We start from the raw sequence: 25983 nt of genomic DNA, 5'->3' as shown, positions 1-25983 counted from the left end.
CGTCCTGACGCTGTGTCAGGATCGGATTCAGAGCCGGATCTCCAGCACCTGGCCGAGCCAGGTGCCGGTCGGCTGCTCGACCTCGAAGCCCGCGGTCTCGGTGAAGCCGAGCGCCCGGTACTGGCCGACCAGCTTGCGGTCGTCGCCCGCGTAGCAGTCCACCCGCAGCAGGTCGAGGCCGCGCCGGCGGGTCTCCTCGACCGCGTCGGCGATCAGCGCCGCGCCGATGCCGGAACCCTTGAGGCTGCGGTCGGTGACCAGCAGGCGGACGAACAGCTCGGGCTCCTCCGAGACCGGGACGAACTTGCCCCGCTGCTCGGCCAGCACGCAGCAGCCGATCGTGCGGCCCTCGTCGTCCACCGCGATGCGGACCAGGAACGACTCCCCGGTGTACGAGGCGACCTGGTCGACCCGGGCCTGGTCGGTGCTGAACGGCCGGTCGCCCCACTGGCCGGTGCGTTCCCCGGCGGCCAGCCAGGAGACGGCGCCGTCGAGCAGGGACAGGATGTCGGGGACGTCCGCGGGCCCCCCGTTGCGGATCTTCATGGAAAACCGTTCTACACCGAACGGCCGGGCGAGGGAAGCTTGGATCATGAGACTGTTCGTCGCGGTCCTGCCGCCCGCCGAGGCACTCCAGGGGCTCTCCGACGCGGTCGCGCCGCTGCACGGGCTGCCCGGGGCGGACCGGCTGCGCTGGACCGCCGTCGAGGGCTGGCACCTGACCCTGGCCTTCCTCGGCCAGGTACCGGCCGAGCGGCTGCCGGAGCTGGGGACCGTCCTGGCGGCCGTCGCCGGGGCGCACCCGGCCCACCCGCTGCGGATCGCCGGCGCCGGCCGGTTCGGCGACCGGGTGCTCTGGGCCGGGGTCGAGGGGCGGACCCGGGCGCTGCGCGGGCTCGCGGAGGCCGTGGCCGGGGCCACCGCCGAGTTCACCGGGGAGGCCGACGCCCTCGCCTTCCACCCCCACCTCACCCTGGCCCGGGCCGGCTCCTCGCGCGGCCACCGGCGGGCCGCCCAGCGGGTCGCGGCGGCCGAGCTGGAGGGGCCGGCGGCGGCGCTGGCGGGCTACCGGGGGCCGGAGTGGGAGGCCGCCGGGCTGCACCTGATGAGGAGCGACCTGGCCGGGGGGTTCGCCCACTACGAGTCGCTGCGCTCCTGGGCGCTGGCCGACTCGGGCTGAGGGGAGCCAGGGGGCGAGGGGGTCGAGGGGGCGAGGGGTCGAGGGTGGGCTGAACAGGGCCTCGGATTCGCGCGGGTGCGAGCCGGAGGTACGCTCGTTGACCGTGGATCCCAAGACTCGAATGCGCATCGTCTCCGGCACCCTGGTGCTGCTGCTGGTCGTCGTGCTGATCAGCTCGCTGTCCGGCAAGTAGCCCGGGCCCGAACGGCCCGACAGCCCGAACGGCCCGACAGCCCGAACGGCCCGGAGCAGCCCGAACGGCCCCGGAAAGGCTGAGGGCCACCGCCCGTAGGCGGTGGCCCTCAGCCGTGTCCCTCGGGGCGGCTCAGCCGGCCAGCTGCTCGACCACGTGGTCGATGCAGTGGGTGAGCGCCTCGACGTCCGCCGGGTCGATCGCCGGGAACATCGCGACGCGCAGCTGGTTGCGGCCCAGCTTGCGGTACGGCTCGGTGTCCACGATGCCGTTGGCACGCAGTGCCTTCGCGACCGCGGCGGCGTCCACCGACTCGTCGAAGTCGATGGTGCCGACCACCTGGGAGCGCTCGGCCGGGTTCGCCACGAACGGGTTCGCGAAGGAGGACTTCTCGGCCCAGGCGTACAGCCGGGACGAGGAATCAGCCGTACGGGCGACGGCCCAGTCCAGCCCGCCGTTGCCGTTGATCCACTCCAGCTGGTCGGCCAGCAGGAACAGGGTGGCGAGCGACGGGGTGTTGTACGTCTGGTCCTTCGACGAGTTGTCGATGGCCGTCGGCAGCGAGAAGAACGGCGGGATGTAACGGCCGGAGCCGGCGATCTCGGCGGCGCGCTCCAGGGCGGCCGGGGAGAAGGTGGCCAGCCACAGGCCGCCCTCGGAGGCGAAGGACTTCTGCGGGGCGAAGTAGTAGACGTCGGTCTCGGTGATGTCCACCGGCAGGCCGCCGGCGCCCGAGGTGGCGTCCACCAGCACCAGCGAGCCCTCGTCCGCGCCTGCCGGACGCCGGATCGGCATCGCGACGCCGGTCGAGGTCTCGTTGTGGGTGAGGCCGTAGACGTCCACGCCGGCCTCGGCGACCGGCAGCGGGTGGGTGCCCGGGGCGGTCTTGATCACCGTCGGCTCGGCCAGCCACGGGGCGGCCTTGACCGAGGAGGCGAACTTCGAGGAGAACTCGCCGAAGTCCAGGTGCTGGGACTTCTCCCGCACCAGGCCGAAGGCGGCGATGTCCCAGAAGGCGGTGGAGCCGCCGTTGCCGAGGACGACTTCGTAGCCCTCCGGCAGCGAGAACAGGCTGCTCACGCCCTCGCGCACGCGCTTGACCAGGTTCTTCACCGGGGCCTGGCGGTGCGAGGTGCCGAGCAGGGAGGCCTGGGTGGCGGCGAGGGCACTCAGGGCCTCGGGGCGCACCTTGGACGGTCCGCAGCCGAAACGGCCGTCTGCGGGCTTGATGTCAGCGGGGATCTGGATCTGAGCCACGCGCGCAGCCTACCGGCGCGGGACTCGCCCGGGATACGGTCGTCCGCCCGCTGAGACTGTGATCTCCGTTGCTCGGGGGACGCCGACAGCGGGCCCGGACGGAGCCGGACCCGCTGGTCAGAGGCGTTTGTTCGGGTGTGCCGGCGCGGGGTCAGTGCGCGATGGCGTCCCAGCCCTCGATCTCCTCGGGGCGGCGCGGGCCGGGGCCGATGTAGCGCGCGGAGGGGCGCACGAGGCGACCGGTGCGCTTCTGCTCCAGGATGTGCGCCGACCAGCCGGCGGTGCGCGCACAGGTGAACATCGAGGTGAACATGTGCGCGGGGACCTCGGCGAAGTCCAGCATGATCGCGGCCCAGAACTCGACGTTGGTGGCCAGCACGCGGTCGGGGCGGCGGTTGTGCAGCTCCTCCAGCGCGGCCTTCTCCAGCGCCTCGGCGACCTCGAAGCGCGGCGCGCCGAGCTCCTTGGCGGTGCGGCGCAGCACGCGGGCGCGCGGGTCCTCGGCGCGGTAGACGCGGTGGCCGAAGCCCATCAGGCGCTCGCCCTTGTCCAGCGCGTTCTTGACCCAGGCGGTCGCGTCGCCGGTGCGCTCGATCTCCTCGATCATGCCGAGCACGCGGGACGGGGCGCCGCCGTGCAGCGGGCCGGACATCGCGCCGACCGCGCCGGAGAGCGCGGCCGCGACGTCGGCGCCGGTGGAGGCGATGACCCGGGCGGTGAAGGTGGAGGCGTTCATGCCGTGCTCGGCGGCCGAGGTCCAGTAGGCGTCGACGGCCTTGACGTGCTTCGGGTCCGGCTCGCCCCGCCAGCGGATCATGAAGCGCTCGACGACCGTCTCGGCCTTGTCGATCTCGCTCTGCGGGACCATCGGCAGGCCCTGGCCGCGGGCGGACTGGGCGACGTAGGACAGCGCCATCACGGCGGCCCGGGCCAGGTCGTCGCGGGCCCGCTCGGCGGAGATGTCGAGGAGCGGCTTGAGGCCCCAGACCGGGGCGAGCATGGCGAGCGCGGACTGGACGTCGACCCGGATGTCACCGGAGTGCACGGGGATCGGGAAGGGCTCGGCGGCGGGCAGGCCGGGGTTGAACTTGCCGTCCACCAGCAGGCCCCAGACGTGGCCGAAGGAGACGTGGCCGACCAGGTCGTCGATGTCGACACCGCGGTACCGCAGGGCGCCGCCCTCGCGGTCGGGTTCGGCGATCTCGCTCTCGAACGCGACGACTCCCTCAAGCCCGGGTACGAAATCGGACATGCGACGGCTCCTTCAGTTCTGCGATCGGTGCTCCGCCGTGGTGGGGCGGCGCTCCAGTGACCGAATCGTGGTTGGCACTCGGTGCCAGAGTGACAGGCACGGGGTGCATTGCGCCATACACCACCGCGGTGATGTTTCCCGTGGGACCACTTGACTTCCCCGTCGAGGGTCGGTCGTGCCCGGGGGACTCCCGGAACCAAACGTCAAGTTCCGGACAATTCCCCGTACGGCGGGCAGTCAAGCGGTGGCGAGTCACCATATCTCCGACCGGGGTTTGTCCGGAGGTAGCGGTGCCGGTTGCTTGTCGTACGGGATGATGTTGGCGTGCAGACCCCGGAACGCGCCCAGTCGACGCCCCTGAGCCCCGCCACCCGGACCCCGGCCGACGAGCCCCGCCCCGGTCCGGACCCCACCGTGATGCGCAAGCACTACGTCCACGAGGGCCTGGCCGAGGACCAGCTCGCGCCCGAGCCGGTCGGGCAGTTCGCCCGCTGGTTCCACGAGGCGGACGACGCCGGGGTGGCGGAACCCAACGCCATGGTGCTCTCCACCGCCGACGAGCGGGGCCGGCCCAGCTCGCGCACCGTCCTGCTCAAGGGCTTCGACGTCCGCGGCTTCGTGTTCTTCACCAACTACGGCTCCCGCAAGGGCTCCGAGCTCGCCGCCAACCCGTACGCCGCGCTGCTGTTCCCGTGGATCGTGCTGGGCCGCCAGGTGATCGTCCAAGGCCCGGTGGAGAAGGTCGGCCGGGACGAGACCGCCGCCTACTTCCGCACCCGCCCGCACGGCTCCCAACTCGGCGCCTGGGCCAGCGAACAGTCCAGCCCGGTCGAGAGCCGCGCCGTCCTCGAACAGCGCTACGCCGACCTGGAGCGCCGCTACCCCGAGGGCGAGGGCGTCCCCGTCCCGCCGTTCTGGGGCGGCTACCGGGTCGTCCCGGAGGCGGTCGAGTTCTGGCAGGGCCGCGAGAACCGGCTGCACGACCGCCTCCGCTACCTCGCCGACCCGACGGCCCCCGGCGGCTGGCGGGTGGAGCGCCTCTGCCCGTGACCGCCGCGGGGCGGGGCGGGTTCCTCGGCCGGCTCCCTGCACAATCCGTCAACTCGCCGGTACTGTAGGCGAGATCGACGTATCAGGGGTTGTGGCCGGGGGTGCAGTGAGGCCGTTCTTCTTCTTCAGCTACGCGCACCGGGACCAGCTCGCCGGCGGTAGTTTCGTGGACCAGTTCTTCAGTGATCTCAGGGATGAACTGGCCCTCCTGGAGCCGACGGCCGGTCCGGACGTGCTCGGCTACCGGGACACCGAACGGCTGCGCCTCGGCGACGACTGGGAGCAGCAGCTCTCCGGAACGGTCGCCACCTGCCGCACCCTGGTCGCGTTGTACAGCCCCGCGTACTTCGCCAGCGCGTACTGCGGCAAGGAATGGGCGGCGTTCAACGAACGGATGATCAGGCACCGCGACTTGACCGGCAGATCGGTGCCCGCTCTGATCCCGGTGATCTGGGAGCCGCCGTCCGCCGAACTGCCGGCCGAGGTGCTGCGGATCCAGTACCTCCAGCACGACCTCGGCGAGGCCTACGCCGCGGACGGGCTGCGGGCCCTGCTGCGCGCCGATCCGCGCGGGCCGGACTACCTCCGGGTGGTCCGGGTGATCGCCGAGCGGGTGCGGGAGTCGGCCGCCCAGTGCCTCGCCGAGTTGCCGTCGCTGGACCTCGGCAGGGTGGACGGCTGGTCCCGGGCGCCCGTCGAGGAGCAGCTGTCGGCCAGGCCCGGGCTGGTCCGGCTGTTCGTCGCGGCCGGGCGAGCGACGAGGGGTGACGGTCCGTCCGCGGAGCCCGCGGGCGGCGGATGGTACGGCCCGGAGCCCTGGGACTGGGCGCCGTACCACCCGCCGACCCTGCCCTCGCTGGTGGCCCGGGCCCAGCAGGTGATCACCCGGGCCGGGCACATCACGACCATGGACGAGATCGGCCCTGGCCTGGCCGGGGAGCTCGACCGGGCCCGGGAGGGCAATCAGGTCAGCGTGCTGCTGGTGGATCCGTGGTCGGCGGGGCAGGAACCGTACCGGCAGGCCCTGCGTGAGTTCGACGACCAGAACCACCCGGTGACCGGGGTCCTGCTGCCGGTCGGGACCGACGACCCGCCGGACGGGCCGGCCCGCGCACGGCTCTGGGAGGGGGTGCGCACGGTGTTCCCGCGCAACTGGTTGCACCGGTCCGGGCCGGAACCACTCTTCCGGGTGAAGGTGACCCGGGAACGTTTCGAAAGCGAACTCCTGCGGGCGGTGACGGTCGCCCAGAACCGCCTGTTGGACGAGGAGGACAACGGCGGTGACCCGCACACCGTCCGGGCTTCGTTCGGGCTGGAACCGGATGCGCCGAAACTGCCCGGCCTGGCCATTCCGGCCGGGCCGGTGCCCGCGGCCCGGCGACTGCCGGCGATCGAGACGCGGACGCCCGCCCTCCATCCGTTGCCCGTGGCCGACCGGCCGAGCCGAGGAGAGCTGCAATCGTGAACGCCGAACAGGCCTGGCCGACGACCGTCGAGCTCGCCGCCCCGCCCGTGACCGGGTCGATCGTGACCTTCTACTCCTTCAAGGGCGGCACCGGCCGGACCATGGCCCTGGCCAACCTCGGCTGGATCCTGGCCAGTCAGGGCCTGCGCGTCCTCGTGGTGGACTGGGACCTCGAAGCCCCCGGCCTGCACCGCTACTACCACCCGCTGCTGATCGACCCCGAACTGCGCGGGACACCCGGTCTGATCGACCTGCTCCGCGCCTACGTCGACCAGGCCCTCCCGCGTGTCACCGAGGCACCGGGCCTCGGGCCGCGCGAGTGGCTCTCCGCGCCCGGCCGGCTCGACGCCCACCTGTGCGGCCTGGCCCTCGACCTGCCGGCCGGCGGCCGACTCGACCTGATGCCCGCGGGGCGGCAGGACGGCGCCTACTCGGCAGCCGTCACCAGCTTCAACTGGCGCAGCTTCTACACCCGGAGCGACATCCGGGGGGCCGAGTTCCTGGCCGCACTGCGCGAACAGTGGACCACCACGTACGACTACGTACTGATCGACAGCAGGACCGGTGTCAGCGACACCTCCGGGATCTGCACCGTCGTGCTGCCCGACACCGTGGTCGACTGCTTCACCCTGAGCGCCCAGAGCATCCGCGGCGGAGTCGACGCCGCACACGCCATCGTCGACGCCGACGTGCGGGACATCCGGGTGTTCCCGGTGCCGATGCGGGTCGAGGAGACCGAACGGTCCGGGCTCGCGGCCGGGCGCGACTTCGTCCGGGACGCGTTCGCGCCCTACCTGGGCCGCTGGCTCGGCAGTGAACGCGCGGACGCGTACTGGCGCGACGTGGAGGTGCCGTACAAGCCCTTCTACGCCTACGAGGAGGTGCCCGCCACCGTCGCCGACCGGCCCCGGCAGCACCGGAGTCTGCTCGGCGCGTACGAGCGGCTGGCGAGGTGGCTCACCGACGACCGGGTGCGGGAGCTGCGGCCCGTCCCGGACCGGGTCCGTCGCCGGCTCTACGCGGCCTACCTGCGGCCGGGGAGGACCAGGTCCCGTCAGCTGTACGTGAGTTACGCCCCGGGGGACCGGATGTGGGCGGAGTGGGCCGCCGCGGTGCTGACCGGGTGCGGCTATCTGGTCACGCTGCACGGTGCGGCCGTCCCGGCGGACGCCTCCGGTGCGCTTCCGGAGGCCGACGGGCCGCTGGAGGGGGACGGCCGGATGCTGGCGCTGCTGTCGCCCGAGTACCTGGCGCTGCCGCGGGCGGCGGAGCTGTGGCGCCGGTTCGGGGAGGGGGAGGACGGCGCGCTCGCGGTGGCGTCGGTGGCCGCCGAACCGCTGCCGGAGCCCTTCGGCGGGCGGGCCGTCCTCGAACTGGCCGGCCTCCGGGCCGGAGCCGCGGAGTCCGCGCTGTTCGAACTGCTCGGGCCGCCGCCCGGAGCGGGCCGCTGGGTGGAGGCCGAGGAGGCGCCCGCGCCGCCCGCCCGCTTCCCCGACGTCCGTCCGGTGGTGCAGGCGCTGCCACCGCGCGATCCCGCGTTCACCGGCCGCAGCGCACTGCTCGACCGGCTGCGCGACCGCTTCACCGGGCTGACCGGGCCGGCCCCGGTCCAGGTGCTCTACGGCATGGGCGGGGTCGGCAAGTCGCAGACGGCCACCGAGTACGCGCACCGCTTCGCCGCCGGCTACGACGTGACCTGGTGGATCCGGGCCGAGGAGCCGGCCGACGTTCCGCAGCAGCTCGCCGACCTCGCCGCCGCCCTCGGGGTGCCCGTCGGGGAGGACCTGGGCCGGGCGGCCCGCGCGGTGCTGGCGGCACTCGACGAGGGACGGCCGTACGAGCGCTGGCTGCTGGTCTACGACAACGCCGAGGACCCGGACCGCCTCGCGCCCTGGCTGCCCGCCGGAACGGCCACCGGACACGTGCTGGTGACCTCGCGCAACCGGCGCTGGGCGCGGCACCCCGGCCGCACCGAGGTCGACGTGTTCGACCGGACGGAGAGCGTGCGGCTGCTACGACGGTTCAACCCCGCGATCCGGCCGGACGAGGCGGAGCCGATCGCCGAACGGCTGGGGGACCTGCCGCTCGCCGTCGACCAGGCGGCGCGTTGGCTCCAGGAGACCCCGATGCCGGCAGCCACCTACCTGCACCTGCTGGACGGGGCGCTCGCCGAGGTGCTGGACCGGCCCGTCCCGGGAGGCGGCCCGGCGGCGATCGCCGCCACCGCCCGGATCGCCGGCGCCGACCTGCGCCGGATCAACGCGCCGGCGATGCGGCTGCTGGAACTCTGCGGTTTCCTCGGGCCGGACGCCATCCCGATCGAGCTGTTCTACACCGAACCGGCCGTCCGGGCGATCCGGCCGGCGCCCGGCGGGGACGGACAGTTGGTGATCGGGGAGATCCTGCGCGCCGTCACCCAGTACGGCCTCGTCCGCCACGACGCGGAGGGCGGCGGAACGCTCGCCGTGCACCGGATCGTCCAGGCGCTGCTGCGCGACCAGGTGGCCGAGGCCGACCGGCCCGCCGTCCGGGCCGTCGTGCACGCGGCGCTGGCGACCGTCGGCCGCGGCGACGTGGACCGGGCGGAGGACTGGCCCCGGTTCGCCGCGGTGCTACCGCACCTGGGACCGTCCGGAGCGGTGGAGAGTACGGACCCGCAGGTGCGGCGGTGGGTCACCGCCTCGGTCCGCTACCAGCGCCACCGGGGCCTGCTGGACGATGCCCGCGAGCTCGCCGAGCGGGCACTGGCGGTCTGGGGCGCCGAGGACCTGACGGGACTGATGCTGCGCGTCGAGCTCGCCAACGTGCTGCGGATCGCGGGCGCCGGAGCGGAGGCCTACCGGACCGACCGGGAGGCGTGGGAACGGCTGACCGAACTGCTCGGGCCCGACCACGCCCACACCCTCGCCGCGGCCGGCGGCCTCGGCGGCGACCTGCGCCAACTCGGCCGCTACGACGAGGCGCAGGCGCTCGACCGCGCGACGGAGGAGACCGCGGAGCGGGTCCTCGGGCCGAACCATCCGCGCACCATGATGAGCCTCAACAACCTGGGTGTCTCCGACTTCCTGTCCGGGGACCTCGAAGGTGCCCTGGAGCACCACTCGACCGCGATGGCCCGACAACGGGCGGCCTTCGGCGAGGACGACCTGTACCCCCTCCAGTCCGAGATCAACCGGGCCCGCGTCCTGCGCGAGGCGGGCCGGTACGAGGAGGCGAGGGCGGCGCTCTCGAGCGTCGTCGAGCGCTCCCGGGCGCGCTACGGCGACGACCACGACGACACCCTCAAGGCCCTGCGCCTCCTCGGCGGCGCCCTGCTGCGGCTCGGCCGGCACGAGGAGGCCCTGGCCGCCGACGAGGAGGCCCACCGGAGGCTGACGGCCCGGCACGGTGCGGATCACCCGGAGACCGCGGCCGCCGCCGGGAACCTCGCCGCCGACCTCGCCGCGTCGGGCCGGACCGAGCGGGCGGTGGAGCTGGCCCGGTCCGTGTTCGAACACCACCGCGCCCGCCTCGGCGAGGACCACCCGACCACCCTGGTCGCCGCCGGGAACCTCGCGGCCCTGCTGCTGCGGGACGGCAGCGCCGACGAGGCGGCGGCGCTGTCCGGGCAGGTGCTGGACGGACTGCGGGCACGGCTGGGAGAACGGCACCGCTACGTGGGGGCGGCCCTGCTGAACCGGGCCAACGCGCTGCTGGCCACCGGCGACCAGGTGGGCGCCCGGGAACTGGACGAGCTCGCGGTGGAGGCGCTCACGGAGTCGTTGGGGCCGGACCACCCCGACACCCGGGCGGCCAGGGGCAACCTGACCCTGAGTCGGGCGGGCGCCGGGGCACCGGGCGGCGGGCGGGCGGACGTTTTCACGGAGGCGCCGCCGGCGTGATCGGCGTCCGACCTGGTGAACGGGCTGTGCGCCGGTCAGGTGTCTGCGCGCGACCGCCGAACGGATGAACTTTTGGCGAGACGCCGCAGCGTGATGCGGGTATGGGGCAGTTAGAGCGGTGTAAGGACGCATCGGGACTTGCAAGCGAGCAGTACCCTTGCGACCAAGCCGAGGTATATACCCGGCGGTGCTTCTCTCTAACCCCCATCGTGGAAGAGAATCGAACATGACACCCGCACTGGACACCATGCCCCACGCCGAACTGACGGACCTTCAGGAGACGTGGGAGGACGGGCGGCCCTCATTGGCCGATCTTGCCGAACTCGGCGCCGAGGAGATCTCTGCCAGGATCCGACGAGCCCTTCCCGACGCCGGGGCGGGTGTGCCGGTCGCGGCCTTCAACTCCTCGATCTGACCCGCTCCGGAACCTCGAAACGGACCCCAGGCCGAGCTGAACCCGCCACACCCATGATGACGCGAATTCCGGTGCCACTGACGCAATTCGTGGTCAAGATGCACAGCCGGTGCGATCTCGCCTGCGACCACTGCTACGTCTACGAGCACGCGGACAGCAGCTGGCGCTCCCGCCCCAAGGTGATCGGGGAGGGGATCCTGGCCAAGGCCGCCGAGCGGATCGGTGAGCATGCGGTCGCCCACCGGTTGTCCGCCGTCCGGGTCGTCCTGCACGGGGGAGAACCCCTGCTCGCCGGCCCGGACCGGTTGCGCCGCGCGGCCGAAGCGCTGCGGGCGGCGCTCCCGCCCGGCTGTGCCCTCGACCTGCGCATCCACACCAACGGCGTGCTGCTCAGCCGTGCGTTCTGCGAGCTGTTCGCGGAGCTGGACCTCAGGGTCGGCATCTCGCTGGACGGGGACCGGGCCGCCAACGACCGGCACCGGCGCTTCGCCGACGGGCGGAGCAGCCATCCACAGGTGCTGCGGGCGGTCGGGCTGCTGAACGAGCCCGAGTTCCGGCACCTGTTCGCCGGGCTGCTGTGCACCATCGACATCGAGAACGACCCGGTGGCCGTGTACCGGGCGCTGGTCGAACTGCGGCCCCCCGCCGTCGACTTCCTGCTTCCGCACGCGACCTGGGAGGACCCGCCGAAGCGGCTCGCGGGCGGCCCGGAGGACCCGTACGCGGACTGGCTGCTGGTTGTCCACAGGCTGTGGGAAACCGACGCGCGGCCGTTCGCCGTGCGCACCTTCGAATCCGTGCACCGGACGGTGCGCGGACTGTCCAGCCTCACCGAGTCGCTCGGGCTGGAGCCCTCGGACCTCGCCGTGCTGGAGACGGACGGGACCTTCGAGCAGGCGGACAGCCTCAAGACCGCGTACGACGGGGCGCCCGTCACCGGCATGAACGTTTTCGCGCACAGCCTCGACGACCTCGCCCGCCACCCCGGCATCGCCGCCCGCCAGTCCGGCCTGGACGGGCTGAGCGCGACCTGCCGGGCCTGCCCGGTGGTCCGCGCCTGCGGCGGCGGACTGTACGCCCACCGCTACCGGGCGGACAATGGCTTCGACAATCCCTCCGTCTACTGCGGTGACCTCATGACGCTCATCAACGGCATTGCGGGCAAGGGAGGTTCGGCCTCCGCGCCGGCGCCCGTTCCCGCCCAGGGCGGCCGTCCGCTGCTGCCGGCCGCACTCACCCCGGCCCAACTCGACGAGCTGGCACGGGGATACGGCGGCACCGACACCGTTGCCGCCCTCGGCGCCGCCCAACTCTCCCTCACCCGGGCGATGCTGGCCGCCGCCTGGGACGCCTCCGGGCAGGGCCGGGCGGCCGCCTGGGAGCTGCTGTCGGAGCTCGACGGGGCGGCGGCCGGGGCCGTGGACATGGTGCTGGCCCACCCGTACGCCCGGGCCTGGGCCGCGCGGCGGCTCGCCGGGGACCTCACGGTCGGCCTCGGGCCGATGGCGGCACTGGCCGCCGCGGCCGCGGTGCGGGCCGGGCGCGGGGACGCCGTCACGGTGCCCGCCCGGGGCGGCCGGCTGCACCTGCCGACGCTGGGGCGGATCGCGGTGCCGGACGGCGAGGCGGTGGTCACCGGGCACGCCGACGGCTTCGAGGTGCGGGCCGCCGACGGGACGGTGTTCACGGAGCTGGACGACCCGCTGCGACGGATCCGGCTGGCCGGCGGCTGGACGGTCGCCCTGGAGGACCTCGACCCGCTGCGCGACAGCCACGACCACCCGGTGGCCGACCGGCTGCCCGAAGCCGAACTCCTGGGCTGGACGGGCGCGTTGCGCGAGGCCTGGGAGCTGCTCGGGCGCGACCTGCCCGACTACGCGGAGGGCATCCGGGCCGGGCTGACGACGATCACCCCGCTGCGGCCCGGCCCCACCGGACGCGACGTCAGCTCGGCGGCGCGGCAGGCGTACGGCGCGGTCGGCATCGCCCGGCCCGCCACCGCGCCCACGCTGGCGCTGCTGCTCGCCCACGAGTTCCAGCACGTGAAGCTCGGCGCGGTGCTCGACCTGTACGACCTGTACGACCGGTCCGACGACCGGCTGTACTTCGCCCCCTGGCGGCCCGACCCGCGCCCGCTGGAGGGGCTGCTCCAGGGCACGTACGCCCACCTGGCGGTCACCGAGTACTGGGGCACCCGCACCGCCGCGTACGACGGCCTGGCGGGGGAGGCCGCCGACCGGGCGCGGGCGCAGTTCGCGCTCTGGCGGCAGTACACCGCCGAGGCCGTCGAGCGGCTGGCCGGATCCGGGGCGCTGACCGGGCTGGGGGCCCGGTTCGCCGCGGGGATGGGGGAGAGCGTCGCGCCGTGGCTCGCCGTACCGCTGCCGGCGGCGGCGGAACGGGACGCGGAGAAGGCACGGGAGGAGCGGAGTCGGCTCCGGTACGTCGAGGCTTGATGGGGAGTCGAGACTTGAGTCGAGGCCGAGGCTTGATGGGGAGTCGAGGCTTGAAGCGAGGTCGGGGCTTGAAACGAAGGGGTGTCGGATGATCTCCACCGCTGAACTGGCCGACGGCTTCGCCCGGTTGGGCGTGCGGCCGGGCACGGTGCTGCACGTCCAGGCGTCGCTGCGGACGCTCGGGCCGGTCGAGGGCGGGGCGGCCGGGGTGGTCGACGCCCTGCTCGAAGTCCTGGGGGAGGAGGGGACGTTGGTGGCGTTCACCAGCACCCCCGAGAACTCCTCGACCTCACGGATCCACCAGGCCGCGATCGCCGGGCTGACCCCGGCCGAGATCGCGGAGCACCGGGCGCGGATGCCGCGCTTCGACCCGGCCACCACCCCGGCCTCCCCGACCCTGGGCGCGCTCTCCGAAGCCGTCCGCACCCGGCCCGGCGCCCTGCGCAGCAGCCACCCGCAGACCTCCTGGGCGGCCCTGGGCCCCCGGGCGGAGGAGATCACCTCCCGGCACCCGCTCACCTCCCACCTCGGCCCCGACTCCCCGCTCGGGCGGCTGTACGAGCTGGACGCCCGGGTGCTGATGCTCGGCGTCGACATGGCCCGCTTCACCGCCTTCCACCTCGCCGACCTGCGCCAGGCCGACGTACGGCACCGCGAGTACGGCTGCGTCACGACGGACGGCTGGACGTCCTTCCAGGCGCCCGACCTGGACGACCTGCACTTCGCCGAGCTCGGCGCGGAGGTGCTCGCCGCGGCCGAGGGCGTCACCACCGGGCGGATCGGCGACGCGGACTGCCGGCTCGTGCCCGTCCGGGAGGCGGTCGACCTCGCCGACGGGCTGCTCCGGGCGCGGGCTTCGGGCTGAGGGCGCCGGGCTGGGTCCACGGCCGTCGGGTCCAGGGCCGTCGGGTCCTGGGTCGAGGCCGTCGGGTCGGGCTCCTGGATCGCCGGTTCGGGCGGTCCGGGGGCCTCCCAGGGTGTCGGGGCCGGCACCGCGCTCCCGTTCGGGCGACCATCGCGCCGAGAGCGGTGCCGAGCGGCGCCGAGCGGGCGTCCGGACGGGAGAGGTGCGGAATGCGTGGACTGAGGCGTGGTCAGGCCGTTGCGGCGGCGGTCGTGGTGGCGGCAGGGGCGGTGCCGGCGCTGCCCGGCGGCGCGTCGGCCGTCGAGCCGGCGGCCCCGAGGGCCGGGGTGTTCGCCCCGAAGACCGACTACCCGGTGGGACACAACCCGCGCGCGGTGGCCGCCGGGGACTTCACCGGCAGCGGCCGGGCCGACCTGGCGGTGGCGAACGCCGCCGACGGGACGGTGTCGATCCTGCTGAACGACGGCCACGGCCGGTTCGGCCCGCAGCGGACCTTCCCGGCCGGCCCCGGGCCGACCTCCGTCGCGGTCGGGGACCTCCGGGGCATCGGCGTGCAGGACCTGGTGGTCGCCGACCAGGACGACAGCGGGGTCTCGGTGCTGCTCGGCAACGGGGACGGCACCTTCCGGGCGCCCACCCGCTTCGCCACCGGCTCGCACCCGGACGCCGTCGCGATCGGCGACTTCCGGGGCACCGGCACGCTCGACCTGGCCGTCGCCAACCTGGGCGACTTCGGCGACGGCAGCGTCTCGCTGCTGCTGGGCAACGGGGACGGCACGTTCCAGGCGCCGCGCACGTACTCCACCGGCACCGACTCCAACCCTGCCTCGATCGCGCTCGCCGACCTCGGCGGCAGCGGGCACCTGGACCTGGCGGTCGCCCTCGACGGCGTCGGCGAGGTGGCCGTCTTCCCCGGCAACGGGGACGGCACGCTCGGCGCCCTGACGGACTACCGGGTCGGGGGTGTCCCGTACTCGCTGGCCGCCGGAGACCTGCGCGGTGACGGCCGGTTCGACCTGGTGGTCGCGGACGGGGAGCACTCCGCCGTGGTCCTGCTGGGCAACGGGGACGGCACGTTCCAGCCGGCGCGGGCGTACCCGGCGGGCGGCGGGCCGGTCTCGGTCGTGGTGGGCGACTTCACCGGCCACGGCATCCCCGACCTGGCGCTGGCGACCGACGACAGCTCGGTGGCCCTGCTGCGCGGGAACGGCGACGGGACCTTCCGGGCACCGGAGTCCTACCCCACCGGGTCCGGCGACGGCTCCATCCCGGACACCGTGGTGGCCGGCCGGTTCCGGCAGCGCGGGCGCCTCGACCTGGCGGTCACCAACGCCCAGGACAACAGCGTCTCGGTGCTGCTGAACTCCCACGGCCACCGCACGACGCGGGCGGCGGCTCCGTCCGGTGCGGACCGGCTCCGGTAGCGCCTGCTGCCTGCTGTCCGGTGCCTGCTGCCCGCCGCAACGCCTGTGTATAGCGTTCACCCTCAGTCCATTGCAATGAATGGGCTGGGGGTCGTTGCATTCCCGGCAGAGTTGTTGCAATGATTTATGGCTGCTCACCTGCGATTATTGGTTAGCGGTGCGGGCTGATGATTGCCTGAACTGCGAACGCAACGTAGCGTTTCCCTCGTCAGAAAGCGGCGGGTCGCCGGGCCCGCGCCGCAGAAGCGAAGGAGAGCACGATGCAGAAGTTCGCCACCCCCGCCCCGGTCTCGGCCGTCCTGGACATCCCCGCCGGCCGCATCCGGCTCATCGCCGCCGACCGTGCCGACACCGTGGTCGAGGTCCGGCCCGCCGACGCCGGGAAGAGCCGCGACGTGAAGGCCGCCGAGCGGGTCGAGGTCGCCTACGTCGACGGCGTGCTGCGGGTCGAGGCCCCGGAGGCCGGGAACCGCCTCCTCGGCAACTCCGGCTCCGTCGAGGTCACCGTCCAACTGCCCACCGGCTCCCGGGTCGACGCGACGGCCGCGCTGGCCGAGTTCCGGGGTGTCGGCCGCCTCGGCGACGTCACCATCGAGGCCGCGCAGGGCACCGTCAAGCTCGACGAGACCGCCGGCGCCCGCTTCGACCTCCAGGCCGGCGACATCGCCGTCGGCCGACTCGGCGGCCCCGCCGAGATCCGCACCCAGAAGGGCGACCTGCGGATCACCGAGGCCGTCCAGGGCGCCGTCACCCTGCGCACCGAGTACGGGCAGATCGAGGTCGGCGCCGCCCGCGGGGTCTCCGCCGCCCTCGACGCCGGAACGGCGCACGGCCGGATCCACAACGCGCTGCGGAACGCCGACAGCACCCCCGGCCTGACCATCCACGCCACCACCGCCTACGGCGACATCACCGCCCGCAGCCTCTGATCCGCCCGCAGCCTCTGAACCGTCCGCGGCCTCTGAGCCGCACTCCACGACCCGCGAGAGAAGGAACGACGATGAACGCCACCACCACCCAGGACCGTCCCGAACTCCACAAGGCCGCCCAGGACTTCGTCGACGCAGGCTTCGCGGGCGTCCAGCTGCGGGTCCACGACGAGAAGGGCGCGTGGACCGGCAGCGCCGGGGTGCACGAGCTCGGCGGGAGCGCGAAGCCCGCCACCGACGGGCAGTTCTGGATCGGCAGCACCACCAAGACCTTCGTCGCCGCCCTCGTGCTGCACCTGGTCGCCGACGGCCTGATCGACCTGGACGCCCCCGTCGCCGAACACCTGCCCCGGTTCGGCGGCCTGGACGGGCGGATCACCGTACGGATGCTGCTCCAGCACACCAGCGGCGTCCACAACTGCACCGGCGAGCTCGACGAGAAGGGCGAGTTCGTGCCCGGGCTGCCCTCGATCGGCAAGGCGTGGGTGGACAACCGCTTCCACGACTACCGGCCCGACGAGCTGGTCGAGTTCGCGCTGACGAAGCCGGCCCGGTTCGAGCCGGGCGCGGACCAGGGCTACTCCAACACCAACTACACGCTGGCCGTGCTGCTGGTCGAGGCGCTCACCGGGCACACCTACGCCGAGGAGATGCAGCGCCGGATCCTGCGGCCGCTCGGCCTGACCGGCACCCTCGTGCCGGGCAGCCTCTCGGAGATACCCGGCCCGCACGCCCACGGCTACTACCGCTACCAGGACGGCGAGGAGTGGAAGGTCGTCGACGTCTCCCGGCAGAACCTCTCGCTGCTGTGCGGCTCCGGGGACATGATCTCCACCACCCGCGACCTCCAGGTGTTCTTCGCGGCCCTGCTCGGCGGCCGGTTGCTGCCCGGCGAGCTGCTGGAGCAGATGCGGACCCCGCACGGGATGCTCGGCTACGGACTCGGTCTGTTCGTCCAGGAGTTGGGCCCGGACAGCGGCGATGTCACCATCGTCCACCACAACGGCGGCGCCCCCGGCGGCTACGGCGCCCTGATGATCGCCACCCCGGACGGCGCCAGGGTCCTCACCGCGGGCCTCACCACCGGCGACTCCGACCAGGACCCGGCCCAGACCTTCCCGCCCGCCCTGGAGCGACTGATCAAGGCGGTCTTCTGCTGATCCGCCCTGTTACCCGGTGCTTCGAGTCCCTCAAGCGCAGGAAGTCGGCCACGCCGACTTCCTGCGCAGCTGCGCTGCCTCGGAGGTGGAGGATGAGGGCACGCAGGGCGAGCGGAGGAGGCGGCGATGGCGAGTGAGCCGGCGGCGGCCGTACGGGTTCTCACCGGGCGGTACCGGGCGGTGCGGCCACGGGTGGGCAACGGGCCTGGGCATCCTCCGGCGGAAGACGTCGAGACGGTCATGGGGTTCGCCTTCCGGGCGCCGTCGCTGTGGCGGCACGAGTACGGTGGCCGCGTCGCCGTGGCCGAGACCAATTTCCCCCCGTGGGTGGAGCCGGGCCTCTCCTTCCCCGGCGACGGCTGGCCGTGGAGGTTCGGCCCGGACCCTGCCCGGCTGGTCGTTCCCGCGCTGCCGGAGCTTCCGGCCGGTCGCCCGACGGAGCATGACGGCCGGGCGGCGGTGCGGACCGAGATGGCCGGCCCCGAGGGGGTGACGCTGGACCTGGTGGTCGACAGCGGGACCGGCATGGTGCTGCGGGCCTCCGCGCCGGGAACGGCCTATGTCGAGGAGCTGTCCGAGCTCGCGTTTCCTGAGGCCCTGCCGGACGCGCGGTTCGTCCGGCCTGAGGACGACGGCAGTGCCGACCGGGCCGAGCAGCTGCGGTGGGAGCGGATCCGGGAGCACTACCGGACGCGGCCGCTGCCGGTGCCCGCGTCCTGGCCCGGCCCGCTCGGGCGCCCGAGCCCGATCGACGGCGATCCCGACACCGGGTACGTGGTCGTGGACCTCGACAATGAGCCCTCGCCGGGCACCCCGACGGCGGCCCAACTGGTGCGCCAGCCCCTGGAGGAGCCGCCGTACTTTGCCGGATGGGCCAGGGACCCTGGGCACCACCTCCAGCGGTGGCGGGACGCCCGGTGGCAGTGGACGCTGGTGCTGTCCGACCACCCGCTCACGGTCGAGCAGTTGGAGCGGGTCCGCCGGGAACTGGCCGGCGCCGAGTAGGAGTCATCGTCCCCACGGCGCGGACCCCTGTGCGCAGGAAGTCGGATGGGCCGACTTCCTGGGCACAGGGGTGGCCTACTGATCGTTCCAGAATGAGTTGGGCCGCGAGGCGCGGACGTGGGGGGATGCCGCAGGTGGTCGGGACTTGCCTGCGGATACTGATGTTGGGGAGGGTGCCTCGGTGACTTCCTTCACGCAGCGATACATCAGCGGTGACCATGACGGTGTCTGGGCGGACCTGCGCCGTCTGGGCCCAGTTCCGGACGCGCTCGACGAGGACTGCCGAGGCGTGGCGTTCGCGACGATGCAGCGGGTGGCACCCCATGTGGACCGTCTCGCGGAGCAACTGACCGACCTCGGACTCGTGCCTGTCATGGCCGTCCGGGAACCGGTCACGGCCGAGGATCTGCATGATCTCGATCTTCTTCGTGCCGAGATCGGCTCCGTGCCCCCGGCCCTCGATGCGTGCTTCCGCCAGGTCGGCGGCGCGTGGTTCGCCGGCGACTGCGCGGCGCTGAGCGAGTGCTATTCCGCAGGAAGCCAGTACAGCGCCGCCCCGATCCTTCCTGACCCGCTGGTCCTTCCGACTGTGCAGCACCTGCGGGAGAGCTGGGACGACTACCAGGACGCCGTTGAGGATGACCCCGAGGTTGGCGAGGACGGGTTCATCTTCGACTTCGCGCCAGATGAGTTGCACAAGGCCAACATCAGCGGTGCCACCCACGAGATCGAGATGGTCCAGTACGTGGCCGACCCGGTCATTCACGGCGTGACCGGCCGATCCGGTATCACCCTGGTCGAGTACTTGCGGGTGTCGATCTCCTGGGGCGGCATGCCCGGCTGGTCGTTCAAGCCAGACCAGGCGCCAGCCGCCCTGGCGGCTCTACGCGTCCGCCCCGACTTCTGACCAGCGAGGCCCGGATCGCACCAGCTACCGGCCAATCCAGAACTCACGAGCCCCTCTTCCAGAGGCCGCTGTTGCGTCAGCACGTCGTTCGTAGCGGTGACGTCACGAGGGAGCAGGAGGCAGCAGCGGTGACACACGCTCCCAGAGGCCGTCAGGAACAAGATCGGAAGGCACGCGGACACCTTGCCCAGCAAGATCATGAAGCGCAAGGCCCGCGGCCCAACTCATTCTGAAACGATCAGTCACTCCGTTCTTCGGCGTGTACCTCAGAGCCGTCGAGGGTATGTCGCGGGCATGCCGCGGGCGTCAGGAAGCGAGGGCGGCGGCCTCCAGGGTCCGGCGGATCACCCGGATTCCCTGGTCGACCATCGCGCTGATGGGCTCCGCCAGGCCGTGCGGCTGCACGTCGGTGACCCAGACGAAGCGGCTGCGACCGCCGGGTTCGGCAAACACCTGCATGGAGGCGTGGTGGTGGGCGACGTCCATGGAGCCGCCGACCACCGAGTAGGCGATGCGCCGGAGGTCGTCGTCGAGCGAGACGATCAGCTCGTGCACCACCGTGCCGTCCGCGAAGGTCACCACCCGGACATCCCCCTCGACCCGGGTGTCGACCACGAACGCGGGGGCGAGCCGGTGATGGACCTCGCCCCAGTCGCGGATCGCCGCCCAGATCCCCTCGGGGTCGGCCTCGATCAGGACCTCTCGGTGCACGGTTGCCATGGGAGTACTCCTTGCCTGGGGGCGGTCAGTTGGCGGTGGGCGCGGTGGCCGTCACGGCCGGGACCAGGCAGAAGGGGTGGCCCTGGGGGTCGGTGAGGACGACCCACCGGCCCTCGCCCGGCTGGAACTCCGGCCGGGACGCGCCGAGGGCGAGCAGCGCCTCGACCGCGCCCTCCAGGTCGGCGACGGCGAAGTCGAGGTGCAAGTGCTTGCTCCCCTCGGGCCACTGCGGCGCCTGGTAGCCCTCGACGCGGACGAAGGCCAGGCCGGACCCTGTGCTGCCCGCGCTGAGGGAGGCGAAGTCCTGGTCGCTGTAGGTGAGTTCCCAGTCGGTGGCGTGCCGGTAGAAGGCGGCGAGCGCCACCGGGTCGGCGCAGTCGACGACCACGGTGGTGAGCTGTGCGAGAACGGGCATGTGCGGACTCCAGAATCGTGAACGACCGGAAGCCTTACGGGCTTCGATGAGGAGCCTCGCCCAGCAGCCCCGCCCCGGTCTTGAACATCCTTGCGCGGCTGTCAGACCCGGTGCGTAGCGTTCGAAGGGTGCTCACCGCCGACCCTGTCGCCACCCGCCCCGGCTTCGCCATCAGCGCGGTGTCCTGCCGGTCCGACCACACCCGCTGGTCCGCGCCGGAGGTACGGGCCGACTACCGGGTGGTGCTGGTACGCCGTGGAAGGTTCCGCAGAACGGCCGGCGGCGCGCCCGCCGACATCGACACGGCCCTCGGCTACGTGGGCGTCCCGGGCGAGGAGGAGAGCTTCGCCCACCCCGCCGGGGGCGACACCTGCACGTCGATCAGCGTGGCGCCACACCTGTGGCGCTCCCTGGCCGGGGACGGGGCAGAACCGACTGCACAGACGCTCTATACGGACCCGAAGCTCGACCTGGCGCACCGGCGCCTGCTCGCTGCCGGTCGGTCGGAGGACATCGACTACGCGCTCGCCGAGGAGCTGGTGGGGCTGCTGTCGACGGCCATCGGCCGCACCGTCGCCGGGCGGACCTTGGTGGGCGACGCGGCAGCCGAGCGCGACCGGAGCCTCGTCGCGGCCGCCCGCGAGGCGATCGCCGAAGCGGACCCGGCCGCGGGGACGCTGTTCGGACTGGCCGAGTCGCTCGGAGTGTCCCCGTACCGCCTGAGCCGGGCCTTCCCACGCTACCTCGGGGTCTCGGTGACCCACTACCGCCACCGCGTCCGCATCGGCCACGCCCTCGACCGCCTGGAGGCCGGCGAGACCAGCATCAGCACCCTCGCCGCCGAGCTTGGTTATGCCGACCAGGCCCACCTCACCCGCACCGTGCGCCAGCACCTCGGCCACACGCCGACCGCCCTGCGGCGGCTGCTGAGCCCCGAGACTGGGCTTAGTTAGACGGTGAAGTGGTCGAACTCGCCGGCCTTGGCGCCCTGGATCCAGGCGTTGAGCTTGGCGCGGGTGGTGGTGACGACGATGCTGGGGTCGTCGGACTCGCGGAGGAGGACGAGGTCGCCGTCGGAAGCGATTTCGACGCAGTTGGCCTGGTCGCCGCTAAAGCTCGACTTCTGCCAGTTGAGCTGGCGCATGGTTACCGTCCTTGGACCTTGTATCGGATGTGCTGGAGCAAGCCCAGCGAGTCACGATATGTGTCGGACGGCGTCGGTGTGGAAACGGACAGTGGAGGGAGAGCCAGGCCCCTGATCCGGTCGAACTTCTGATCAAACTTGCTGACTGACTCGGGATCTCCGATGAACATTCCGCCGTGAGGATGCTCAAGCAGAACCGCGTGCAGTCGGCTGTGAGACGCGCGGATGAGCATGAACGGCGTGTCGTTCGAGGCGTAGGTCGTGCAGTCGAACGGGAGGATCTGGACGGTCACGTTCGGGAGTCGACTCATCTCGATCAGATGGTTCAGCTGGTCCCGCATGACGGTCGGACCTCCGTACATCATGTGCAGGGCCGCTTCATGGATGACCGCGCGGAGAGGGGGAGCATCCTCGCCGGTCAGGAGCGCTTGGCGCTGGTGGCGGAACTCGACCTTCCTCTCGTTGTATCCGTGCATGACTTCGCTGTAGGCCTTGGTTTGGAGAAGACCAGGAATCAGCAGGGTCTCGTAGCAGTCCAGAGCTGTTGCGCTCGCTTCCGCCTCCGCCAGATCGAGCGCATTGGAGATCACGTCGTGCTTGAAGTCGACCCACCAGCCTTTGCCGGAACTTCCACACATGGTGCTGAGGGCGGCTCGGTAGCCGGAGTCCGTAACCTCACACAGGTTGAGCCAGATGTTCAGCCGGTCAATATTTAGCCCCATCCTGCCCGACTCGATATGGCTGATGGCCGGTCCCTTCACACCGATCGCCTGCCCGACCTCCACCGCTGAGCGTCCAGCGGCATCACGTACCCGACGAAGCTCTTCGCCAAGGCGGCGCTGGCGTTCGCTGATCCCAGGCCTGAGTCCCATGGATGTGCCTTCCTAGCGGATCTTCACCTACGGAAAGTGTAGAGGCATGTGCGGAGCGTGTTGCGTGTTTCACGGAGAATCCCCTAAAGTCTTAGTGCAGTGCTCGCCAGGCATGGCGTCAAGCCTGTCTGGGCGTAGCTCATTTGAGCTGATGGGAGACTCCCCATGTGTGACCCCAACCTCAACTCCCCCTCCCTCCTCGTGTCCCGCGAGCTGTTGCGCGAGGCCATGGCGCGCGCCGGGTACGACCTCTCGGCGATCGCGGACGCCGAAGTCGCCCTCGCCGAACTGATCGTGAACGCCTGGAGGCACGGCCGGACCCCCTCGCCGGCCGTCGTCATCTCCGTCGAGTCCCGCACCCTCCGGGTCGACGTGGCCGACCTCAGCCCCCTCCTCCCCGCCCGCCGCAAGCCCACCGAACTCTCCGAGTCCGGCCGTGGATTGCAGCTGGTGGAAGGCCTCACTCACCGATGGGGCGCCGAGCCGCAGAAGACGGGCAAGCGGGTCTGGTTCGAGCTGTCGCAGGACGGTGGCGCCGCGTGAACGCCCTCCACCCCATCCATCCGGCCGATCCGGCGATCCACCACCTCACCGGCCCGCAGCTCACCGAACTCATCGTGGAACTCCGGACCGAGGGGCGCGAGTTTGGCATCCTCTGGCCGTCCGCCAAGCCGGGCGAGACCGTCCTGAACGGCCGGGTGCTCGTCGACCTGGGCAACGTTCCCGCCAGTACGGTGATCAACCTCCTGGCGCTGCTGCGCGAGTTCAAGCGACACCGGAGCTGAGTGCCAAGTTTGCTACCGCCGGAAAGGAGCTTGACCTCAAGTCGGCTTCACCTCCTAGCGTCGGTCCTGCCGAAGTGATCGACGCGAAGGGGAGGGATCGGCCGTGGAGTACTCGCACAGCGATGCCGAATTGATCAAGCAGCCCATCGGCTACTGGAGTTGGGCCGCGTACAAGGCCGTCGTCAACCGCACCCGTGGGGCGCTGGCCGAGTTCGGCACCACGCAGCCGCAGTGGTGGGTGCTCGCCCAGCTCGCCCGGGCCGAGGAGCCGAGGACCCGCGACGAGGTCTCCGCCGTGCTGCGCGACTACCTCGACACCGGGCAGGACGCTCTCGGTGCCGAGATCGACGCGACCGTCGAGCGCGGCTGGGTCACCGAGTCCCCCGGGGGCGTGATCGCGCTGACCACCGAGGGCCGGACGTTCTTCGACCGGCTCGCCGCTCTCCAGGACGAGCTGTGGGCCGAGCGCCACGCGGACATCTCCGACGAGGAGTACCTGACCACGCTGAAAGTCCTGCAGCGGTTCGTCCACAACACGGGCGGGCAGGCCTGGCACCACTGAGCGCAGGGGGCCGGACTGTCCGACCCCGTTCCTAGGATCGGCGCCATGCCCGATGCCTTCACCGTCCTGTGGACCCACGACACCTGCCGTTCCCTCCGCAAGGGGGGCCGGGTGGGTGAGCGTCCGCCCGTCGCCTACAGCGGGGTGCACCAGTCGCTGCCCGCCTGGTCGACGGCCAAGGCCGGGGACGAGGTGTACGCGCTGCACGTCAACCGGTGCGAGGTGTTCGTCGTCAGCCGGATGCGGATCGTCGACCGGGAGCGCGGCGAGTGCTGCGGCGCCGCCCGAGCGACCTGGCAGGACCCGGCCTTCCCGGGGCACGACGCCTGGTGGATGCTCGGTGCGGGCGGCTGCGGGGCCGAGGCCGTCCACGTGGACGGGACGCCCGTGCGCTTCGACCAGCGGATACCGGGGGAACTCCTCGGGCAGCTCACCTGGCGCAACCAGCGGGGAAAGGTGCGGGGGTTGAAGTACTTGGTGGACGGGCGTCTCGAACGCTCCGTCAGCCTCCAGGGCTTCTACCGGCTGACCCCCGAGTCGGCCGACGAGCTCGCGGAGCTCGTCGGCCCGTGAGCCGGACCGCTGTGCACGGGAAGTCGGACCGGCCGACTTCCCGCGCACAGCGGCGATCAGGGGCCGACCCGCCCGGCGAGGTTCATGGCCACCGCGATGTGGCTGTACCCGGGGAGGGACGATCCGACGGCCTTCTCGAAGCGGACGACGTCCGCGATCCCGAGCTTCTCCCCGCCGGGGAGGGTCCGGTTCGAGGTCCACAGGAGCAGCCGCAGTTGCTCGTTCTCCGTGCCGAGCATCGCCGCCGAGGGCTCCAGCGGCTTGCCGTTGGCGGCCCGCCACTCGGCGACCTCGGCCCAGAAGGCGGCCACGGTGTCCCAGCAGACCGCGGCCCGGGGGCCGAGCAGGAGCCGGGTCTCCGCAGGAGAGCGGAACGCGTCCAGGCCGTGGGAGGCGAGGTTCTGGAGATCCTCCAGGAAGGTGACGGCGAACGCGTACTCGGCCTCGTCCGCCAGCAGCTCCTCGATCAGCGCCAGGACCTCGGCCGTCCCGCCGTGATCCCGCCGGGCGACCCGGAAGGCGACCTGCCGGCAGACGTCCAGGTCCTCGTCGTCGTCCACCGAACGCGGGTCGACACCCGCGAGGTCGAGCAGTCGTGCCGACCGTCCGACCGGCCGTCGGCGCCAGGGGAAACGCATGGTGTTCCTCTCCGCCGAGGCGGTGGTGGGCATGATCGTCAGTGCCGGGGAAGCATGGCACGGTGTTCCACGCGGGCTGCGGGCGGGCGGGCCCAGGGGGAGTCGTCAGCGGCGCTGCTGCCACTCGGCGCGAGTGAGCTCGTACTCGACCTCGCCGTGCTCGGAGCCGGGGATCGCGTCCGGCCAGTCGCCGGTGAAGTTCCGCAGGAACGTCAGGCCGGACTTCTCCATCACGCGCCGGGAGCGGGAGTTGACCGTCATGGTGTTCGCGGTGACCCGCTCCACGCCGAGCTCGGTGAAGCCCTTGTCGATCAGCGCCCGTGAGCCCTCGGTGGCGTAACCCTTGCCCCAGGAGGCCTGGTTGAGCCGGTAGCCGAGCTCGACGACGGCGGGGTCGCGGTCGGTCAGCGGGCGGAACTCGAACCAGCCGAGGAAGGTGCCGGTGGCCTTCTCCTCGGCGGCCCAGAAGCCGCGGGTGCCGGTGCACGGGTGGTCGTGGAGGAGCCGGGGGAGGACCTTCGCCTCGACCGTCTCCCGGCGGGTCGGCTCGCCGCCGTTGATGAAGCGCATGACCTCGGGGTCGTTGTCCAGCGCGAGGAGGTGGTCGGCGTCGGCTCCGGTGAACGGGCGCAGGACGAGCCGTTCGGTCTCAAGGAAGACATGCATGGCGCGATCCTGTCCGCCCGCGAACGGGTGTGCCACCGGATATCCGGCGGCACACCGGCCCGGGGGGGGGGGGGGGGGGGGGCGCGCAACGCGGGGGGGGCGGGGGCGCGCCACGGGGGGGGGGGGCCCCCCGGGGGGAGAGCCCACACCCCCCCCCCCACCAAAGCGG

General features: G+C 72.5%; 26 protein-coding genes. 17 read left to right on the top strand and 9 right to left on the bottom strand.

Annotation, left to right across the window (positions count from 1 at the left end):
* Positions 1–27 precede the first annotated feature (27 nt).
* Complete coding sequence (locus tag ACFC1T_RS15600; RefSeq protein ID WP_375888550.1) at positions 28–546, bottom strand: GNAT family N-acetyltransferase; 519 nt, start codon at positions 544–546, stop codon at positions 28–30.
* A gap of 46 nt (positions 547–592) precedes the next feature.
* Between ACFC1T_RS15600 and thpR the strand changes: the two genes are divergently transcribed.
* Positions 593–1180 (top strand): RNA 2',3'-cyclic phosphodiesterase, encoded by a 588-nt coding sequence (thpR, locus tag ACFC1T_RS15595; protein ID WP_375888548.1) that lies wholly within the window; start codon positions 593–595, stop codon positions 1178–1180.
* 325 nt (positions 1181–1505) lie between these two features.
* On the opposite strand, the gene serC is transcribed toward thpR, so the two are convergent.
* Together serC and ACFC1T_RS15585 are read right to left on the bottom strand one after the other, a co-directional pair.
* Positions 1506–2630: a phosphoserine transaminase gene (serC, locus tag ACFC1T_RS15590; RefSeq protein WP_375888545.1), complete on the bottom strand. Its 1125-nt coding sequence runs from the start codon at positions 2628–2630 to the stop codon at positions 1506–1508.
* Positions 2631–2781: 151 nt separating this feature from the next.
* Positions 2782–3882: a citrate synthase 2 gene (locus tag ACFC1T_RS15585; protein ID WP_375888543.1), complete on the bottom strand. Its 1101-nt coding sequence runs from the start codon at positions 3880–3882 to the stop codon at positions 2782–2784.
* A gap of 417 nt (positions 3883–4299) precedes the next feature.
* Here ACFC1T_RS15585 and pdxH point away from each other — a divergent pair, with 417 nt between their 5' ends.
* From pdxH to ACFC1T_RS15530, 11 genes are all read left to right on the top strand, one after another.
* Positions 4300–4932, top strand: coding sequence for a pyridoxamine 5'-phosphate oxidase (pdxH, locus tag ACFC1T_RS15580; protein WP_375888851.1), 633 nt, complete (start codon positions 4300–4302; stop codon positions 4930–4932).
* Between the two features lie 106 nt (positions 4933–5038).
* Positions 5039–6397: a TIR-like protein FxsC gene (locus ACFC1T_RS15575; RefSeq protein ID WP_375888541.1), complete on the top strand. Its 1359-nt coding sequence runs from the start codon at positions 5039–5041 to the stop codon at positions 6395–6397.
* Positions 6394–10278: an FxSxx-COOH system tetratricopeptide repeat protein gene (fxsT, locus tag ACFC1T_RS15570; protein ID WP_375888538.1), complete on the top strand. Its 3885-nt coding sequence runs from the start codon at positions 6394–6396 to the stop codon at positions 10276–10278. The genes ACFC1T_RS15575 and fxsT overlap by 4 nt, the downstream gene beginning before the upstream one ends.
* A 226-nt stretch (positions 10279–10504) precedes the next feature.
* A complete protein-coding gene (locus ACFC1T_RS15565; protein WP_375888535.1) occupies positions 10505–10693 on the top strand; it encodes a hypothetical protein in 189 nt (62 codons plus the stop codon).
* Positions 10694–10749: 56 nt separating this feature from the next.
* Positions 10750–13149 carry an FxsB family cyclophane-forming radical SAM/SPASM peptide maturase gene (locus ACFC1T_RS15560; RefSeq protein WP_375888848.1) on the top strand — a complete coding sequence of 800 codons (2400 nt, stop codon included), beginning with the start codon at positions 10750–10752 and terminating at the stop codon, positions 13147–13149.
* An 88-nt stretch (positions 13150–13237) separates the two neighbouring features.
* On the top strand, positions 13238–14014 hold the full coding sequence (locus ACFC1T_RS15555) for an aminoglycoside N(3)-acetyltransferase (protein ID WP_375888533.1): 777 nt from the start codon (positions 13238–13240) through the stop codon (positions 14012–14014).
* 209 nt (positions 14015–14223) lie between these two features.
* Positions 14224–15438: an FG-GAP repeat domain-containing protein gene (locus tag ACFC1T_RS15550; protein WP_375888530.1), complete on the top strand. Its 1215-nt coding sequence runs from the start codon at positions 14224–14226 to the stop codon at positions 15436–15438.
* A 260-nt stretch (positions 15439–15698) separates the two neighbouring features.
* Positions 15699–16367 carry a DUF4097 family beta strand repeat-containing protein gene (locus tag ACFC1T_RS15545; RefSeq protein ID WP_375888528.1) on the top strand — a complete coding sequence of 223 codons (669 nt, stop codon included), beginning with the start codon at positions 15699–15701 and terminating at the stop codon, positions 16365–16367.
* A 71-nt stretch (positions 16368–16438) separates the two neighbouring features.
* Positions 16439–17527 (top strand): serine hydrolase domain-containing protein, encoded by a 1089-nt coding sequence (locus ACFC1T_RS15540; RefSeq protein ID WP_375888526.1) that lies wholly within the window; start codon positions 16439–16441, stop codon positions 17525–17527.
* A gap of 240 nt (positions 17528–17767) precedes the next feature.
* The gene (locus ACFC1T_RS15535; protein WP_375888524.1) at positions 17768–18532 is read left to right on the top strand and encodes a hypothetical protein; all 765 of its coding nucleotides are present in this window, start codon (positions 17768–17770) and stop codon (positions 18530–18532) included.
* A 181-nt stretch (positions 18533–18713) separates the two neighbouring features.
* Positions 18714–19439, top strand: a complete 726-nt coding sequence (locus ACFC1T_RS15530) for a hypothetical protein (RefSeq protein ID WP_375888523.1) — start codon at positions 18714–18716, stop codon at positions 19437–19439.
* A 306-nt stretch (positions 19440–19745) separates the two neighbouring features.
* On the opposite strand, the gene ACFC1T_RS15525 is transcribed toward ACFC1T_RS15530, so the two are convergent.
* Positions 19746–20159: an SRPBCC family protein gene (locus tag ACFC1T_RS15525; protein ID WP_375888520.1), complete on the bottom strand. Its 414-nt coding sequence runs from the start codon at positions 20157–20159 to the stop codon at positions 19746–19748.
* A gap of 25 nt (positions 20160–20184) precedes the next feature.
* Positions 20185–20574 carry a VOC family protein gene (locus ACFC1T_RS15520; RefSeq protein WP_375888518.1) on the bottom strand — a complete coding sequence of 130 codons (390 nt, stop codon included), beginning with the start codon at positions 20572–20574 and terminating at the stop codon, positions 20185–20187.
* Between the two features lie 128 nt (positions 20575–20702).
* Between ACFC1T_RS15520 and ACFC1T_RS15515 the strand changes: the two genes are divergently transcribed.
* Positions 20703–21527, top strand: coding sequence for a helix-turn-helix domain-containing protein (locus ACFC1T_RS15515; RefSeq protein WP_375888516.1), 825 nt, complete (start codon positions 20703–20705; stop codon positions 21525–21527).
* Here ACFC1T_RS15515 and ACFC1T_RS15510 read toward each other — a convergent pair.
* Positions 21524–21718 (bottom strand): DUF397 domain-containing protein, encoded by a 195-nt coding sequence (locus ACFC1T_RS15510; RefSeq protein WP_375888515.1) that lies wholly within the window; start codon positions 21716–21718, stop codon positions 21524–21526. The two genes, ACFC1T_RS15515 and ACFC1T_RS15510, sit on opposite strands and share 4 nt — an antisense overlap.
* Positions 21719–21720: 2 nt before the next feature.
* Entirely contained in the window at positions 21721–22590 is an 870-nt protein-coding gene (locus ACFC1T_RS15505) for a helix-turn-helix domain-containing protein (protein ID WP_375888513.1), read from the bottom strand.
* Between the two features lie 165 nt (positions 22591–22755).
* Between ACFC1T_RS15505 and ACFC1T_RS15500 the strand changes: the two genes are divergently transcribed.
* The 4 genes from ACFC1T_RS15500 (at position 22756) to ACFC1T_RS15485 (ending at position 24510) form a co-directional block, all read left to right on the top strand.
* Positions 22756–23133, top strand: coding sequence for an ATP-binding protein (locus ACFC1T_RS15500; RefSeq protein ID WP_375888510.1), 378 nt, complete (start codon positions 22756–22758; stop codon positions 23131–23133).
* Positions 23130–23375, top strand: a complete 246-nt coding sequence (locus ACFC1T_RS15495) for a hypothetical protein (RefSeq protein WP_375888509.1) — start codon at positions 23130–23132, stop codon at positions 23373–23375. Before ACFC1T_RS15500 ends, ACFC1T_RS15495 begins: the two co-directional genes overlap by 4 nt.
* A gap of 103 nt (positions 23376–23478) precedes the next feature.
* Entirely contained in the window at positions 23479–23937 is a 459-nt protein-coding gene (locus tag ACFC1T_RS15490) for a MarR family winged helix-turn-helix transcriptional regulator (protein ID WP_375888508.1), read from the top strand.
* Between the two features lie 45 nt (positions 23938–23982).
* Positions 23983–24510, top strand: a complete 528-nt coding sequence (locus ACFC1T_RS15485) for a hypothetical protein (protein WP_375888505.1) — start codon at positions 23983–23985, stop codon at positions 24508–24510.
* Positions 24511–24566: 56 nt separating this feature from the next.
* Here ACFC1T_RS15485 and ACFC1T_RS15480 read toward each other — a convergent pair whose 3' ends face one another.
* Both ACFC1T_RS15480 and ACFC1T_RS15475 read right to left on the bottom strand, forming a co-directional pair.
* On the bottom strand, positions 24567–25181 hold the full coding sequence (locus ACFC1T_RS15480) for a hypothetical protein (protein ID WP_375888503.1): 615 nt from the start codon (positions 25179–25181) through the stop codon (positions 24567–24569).
* 72 nt (positions 25182–25253) lie between these two features.
* On the bottom strand, positions 25254–25814 hold the full coding sequence (locus ACFC1T_RS15475; RefSeq protein WP_375888500.1) for a GNAT family N-acetyltransferase: 561 nt from the start codon (positions 25812–25814) through the stop codon (positions 25254–25256).
* Positions 25815–25983: the final 169 nt, after the last annotated feature.

Source organism: Kitasatospora sp. NPDC056076, assembly GCF_042266305.1.
Lineage (GTDB): Bacteria > Actinomycetota > Actinomycetes > Streptomycetales > Streptomycetaceae > Kitasatospora.
The sequence above is the reverse complement of the archived record's forward strand: the minus strand, read 5'-3'. Positions and strand labels throughout refer to the sequence as shown.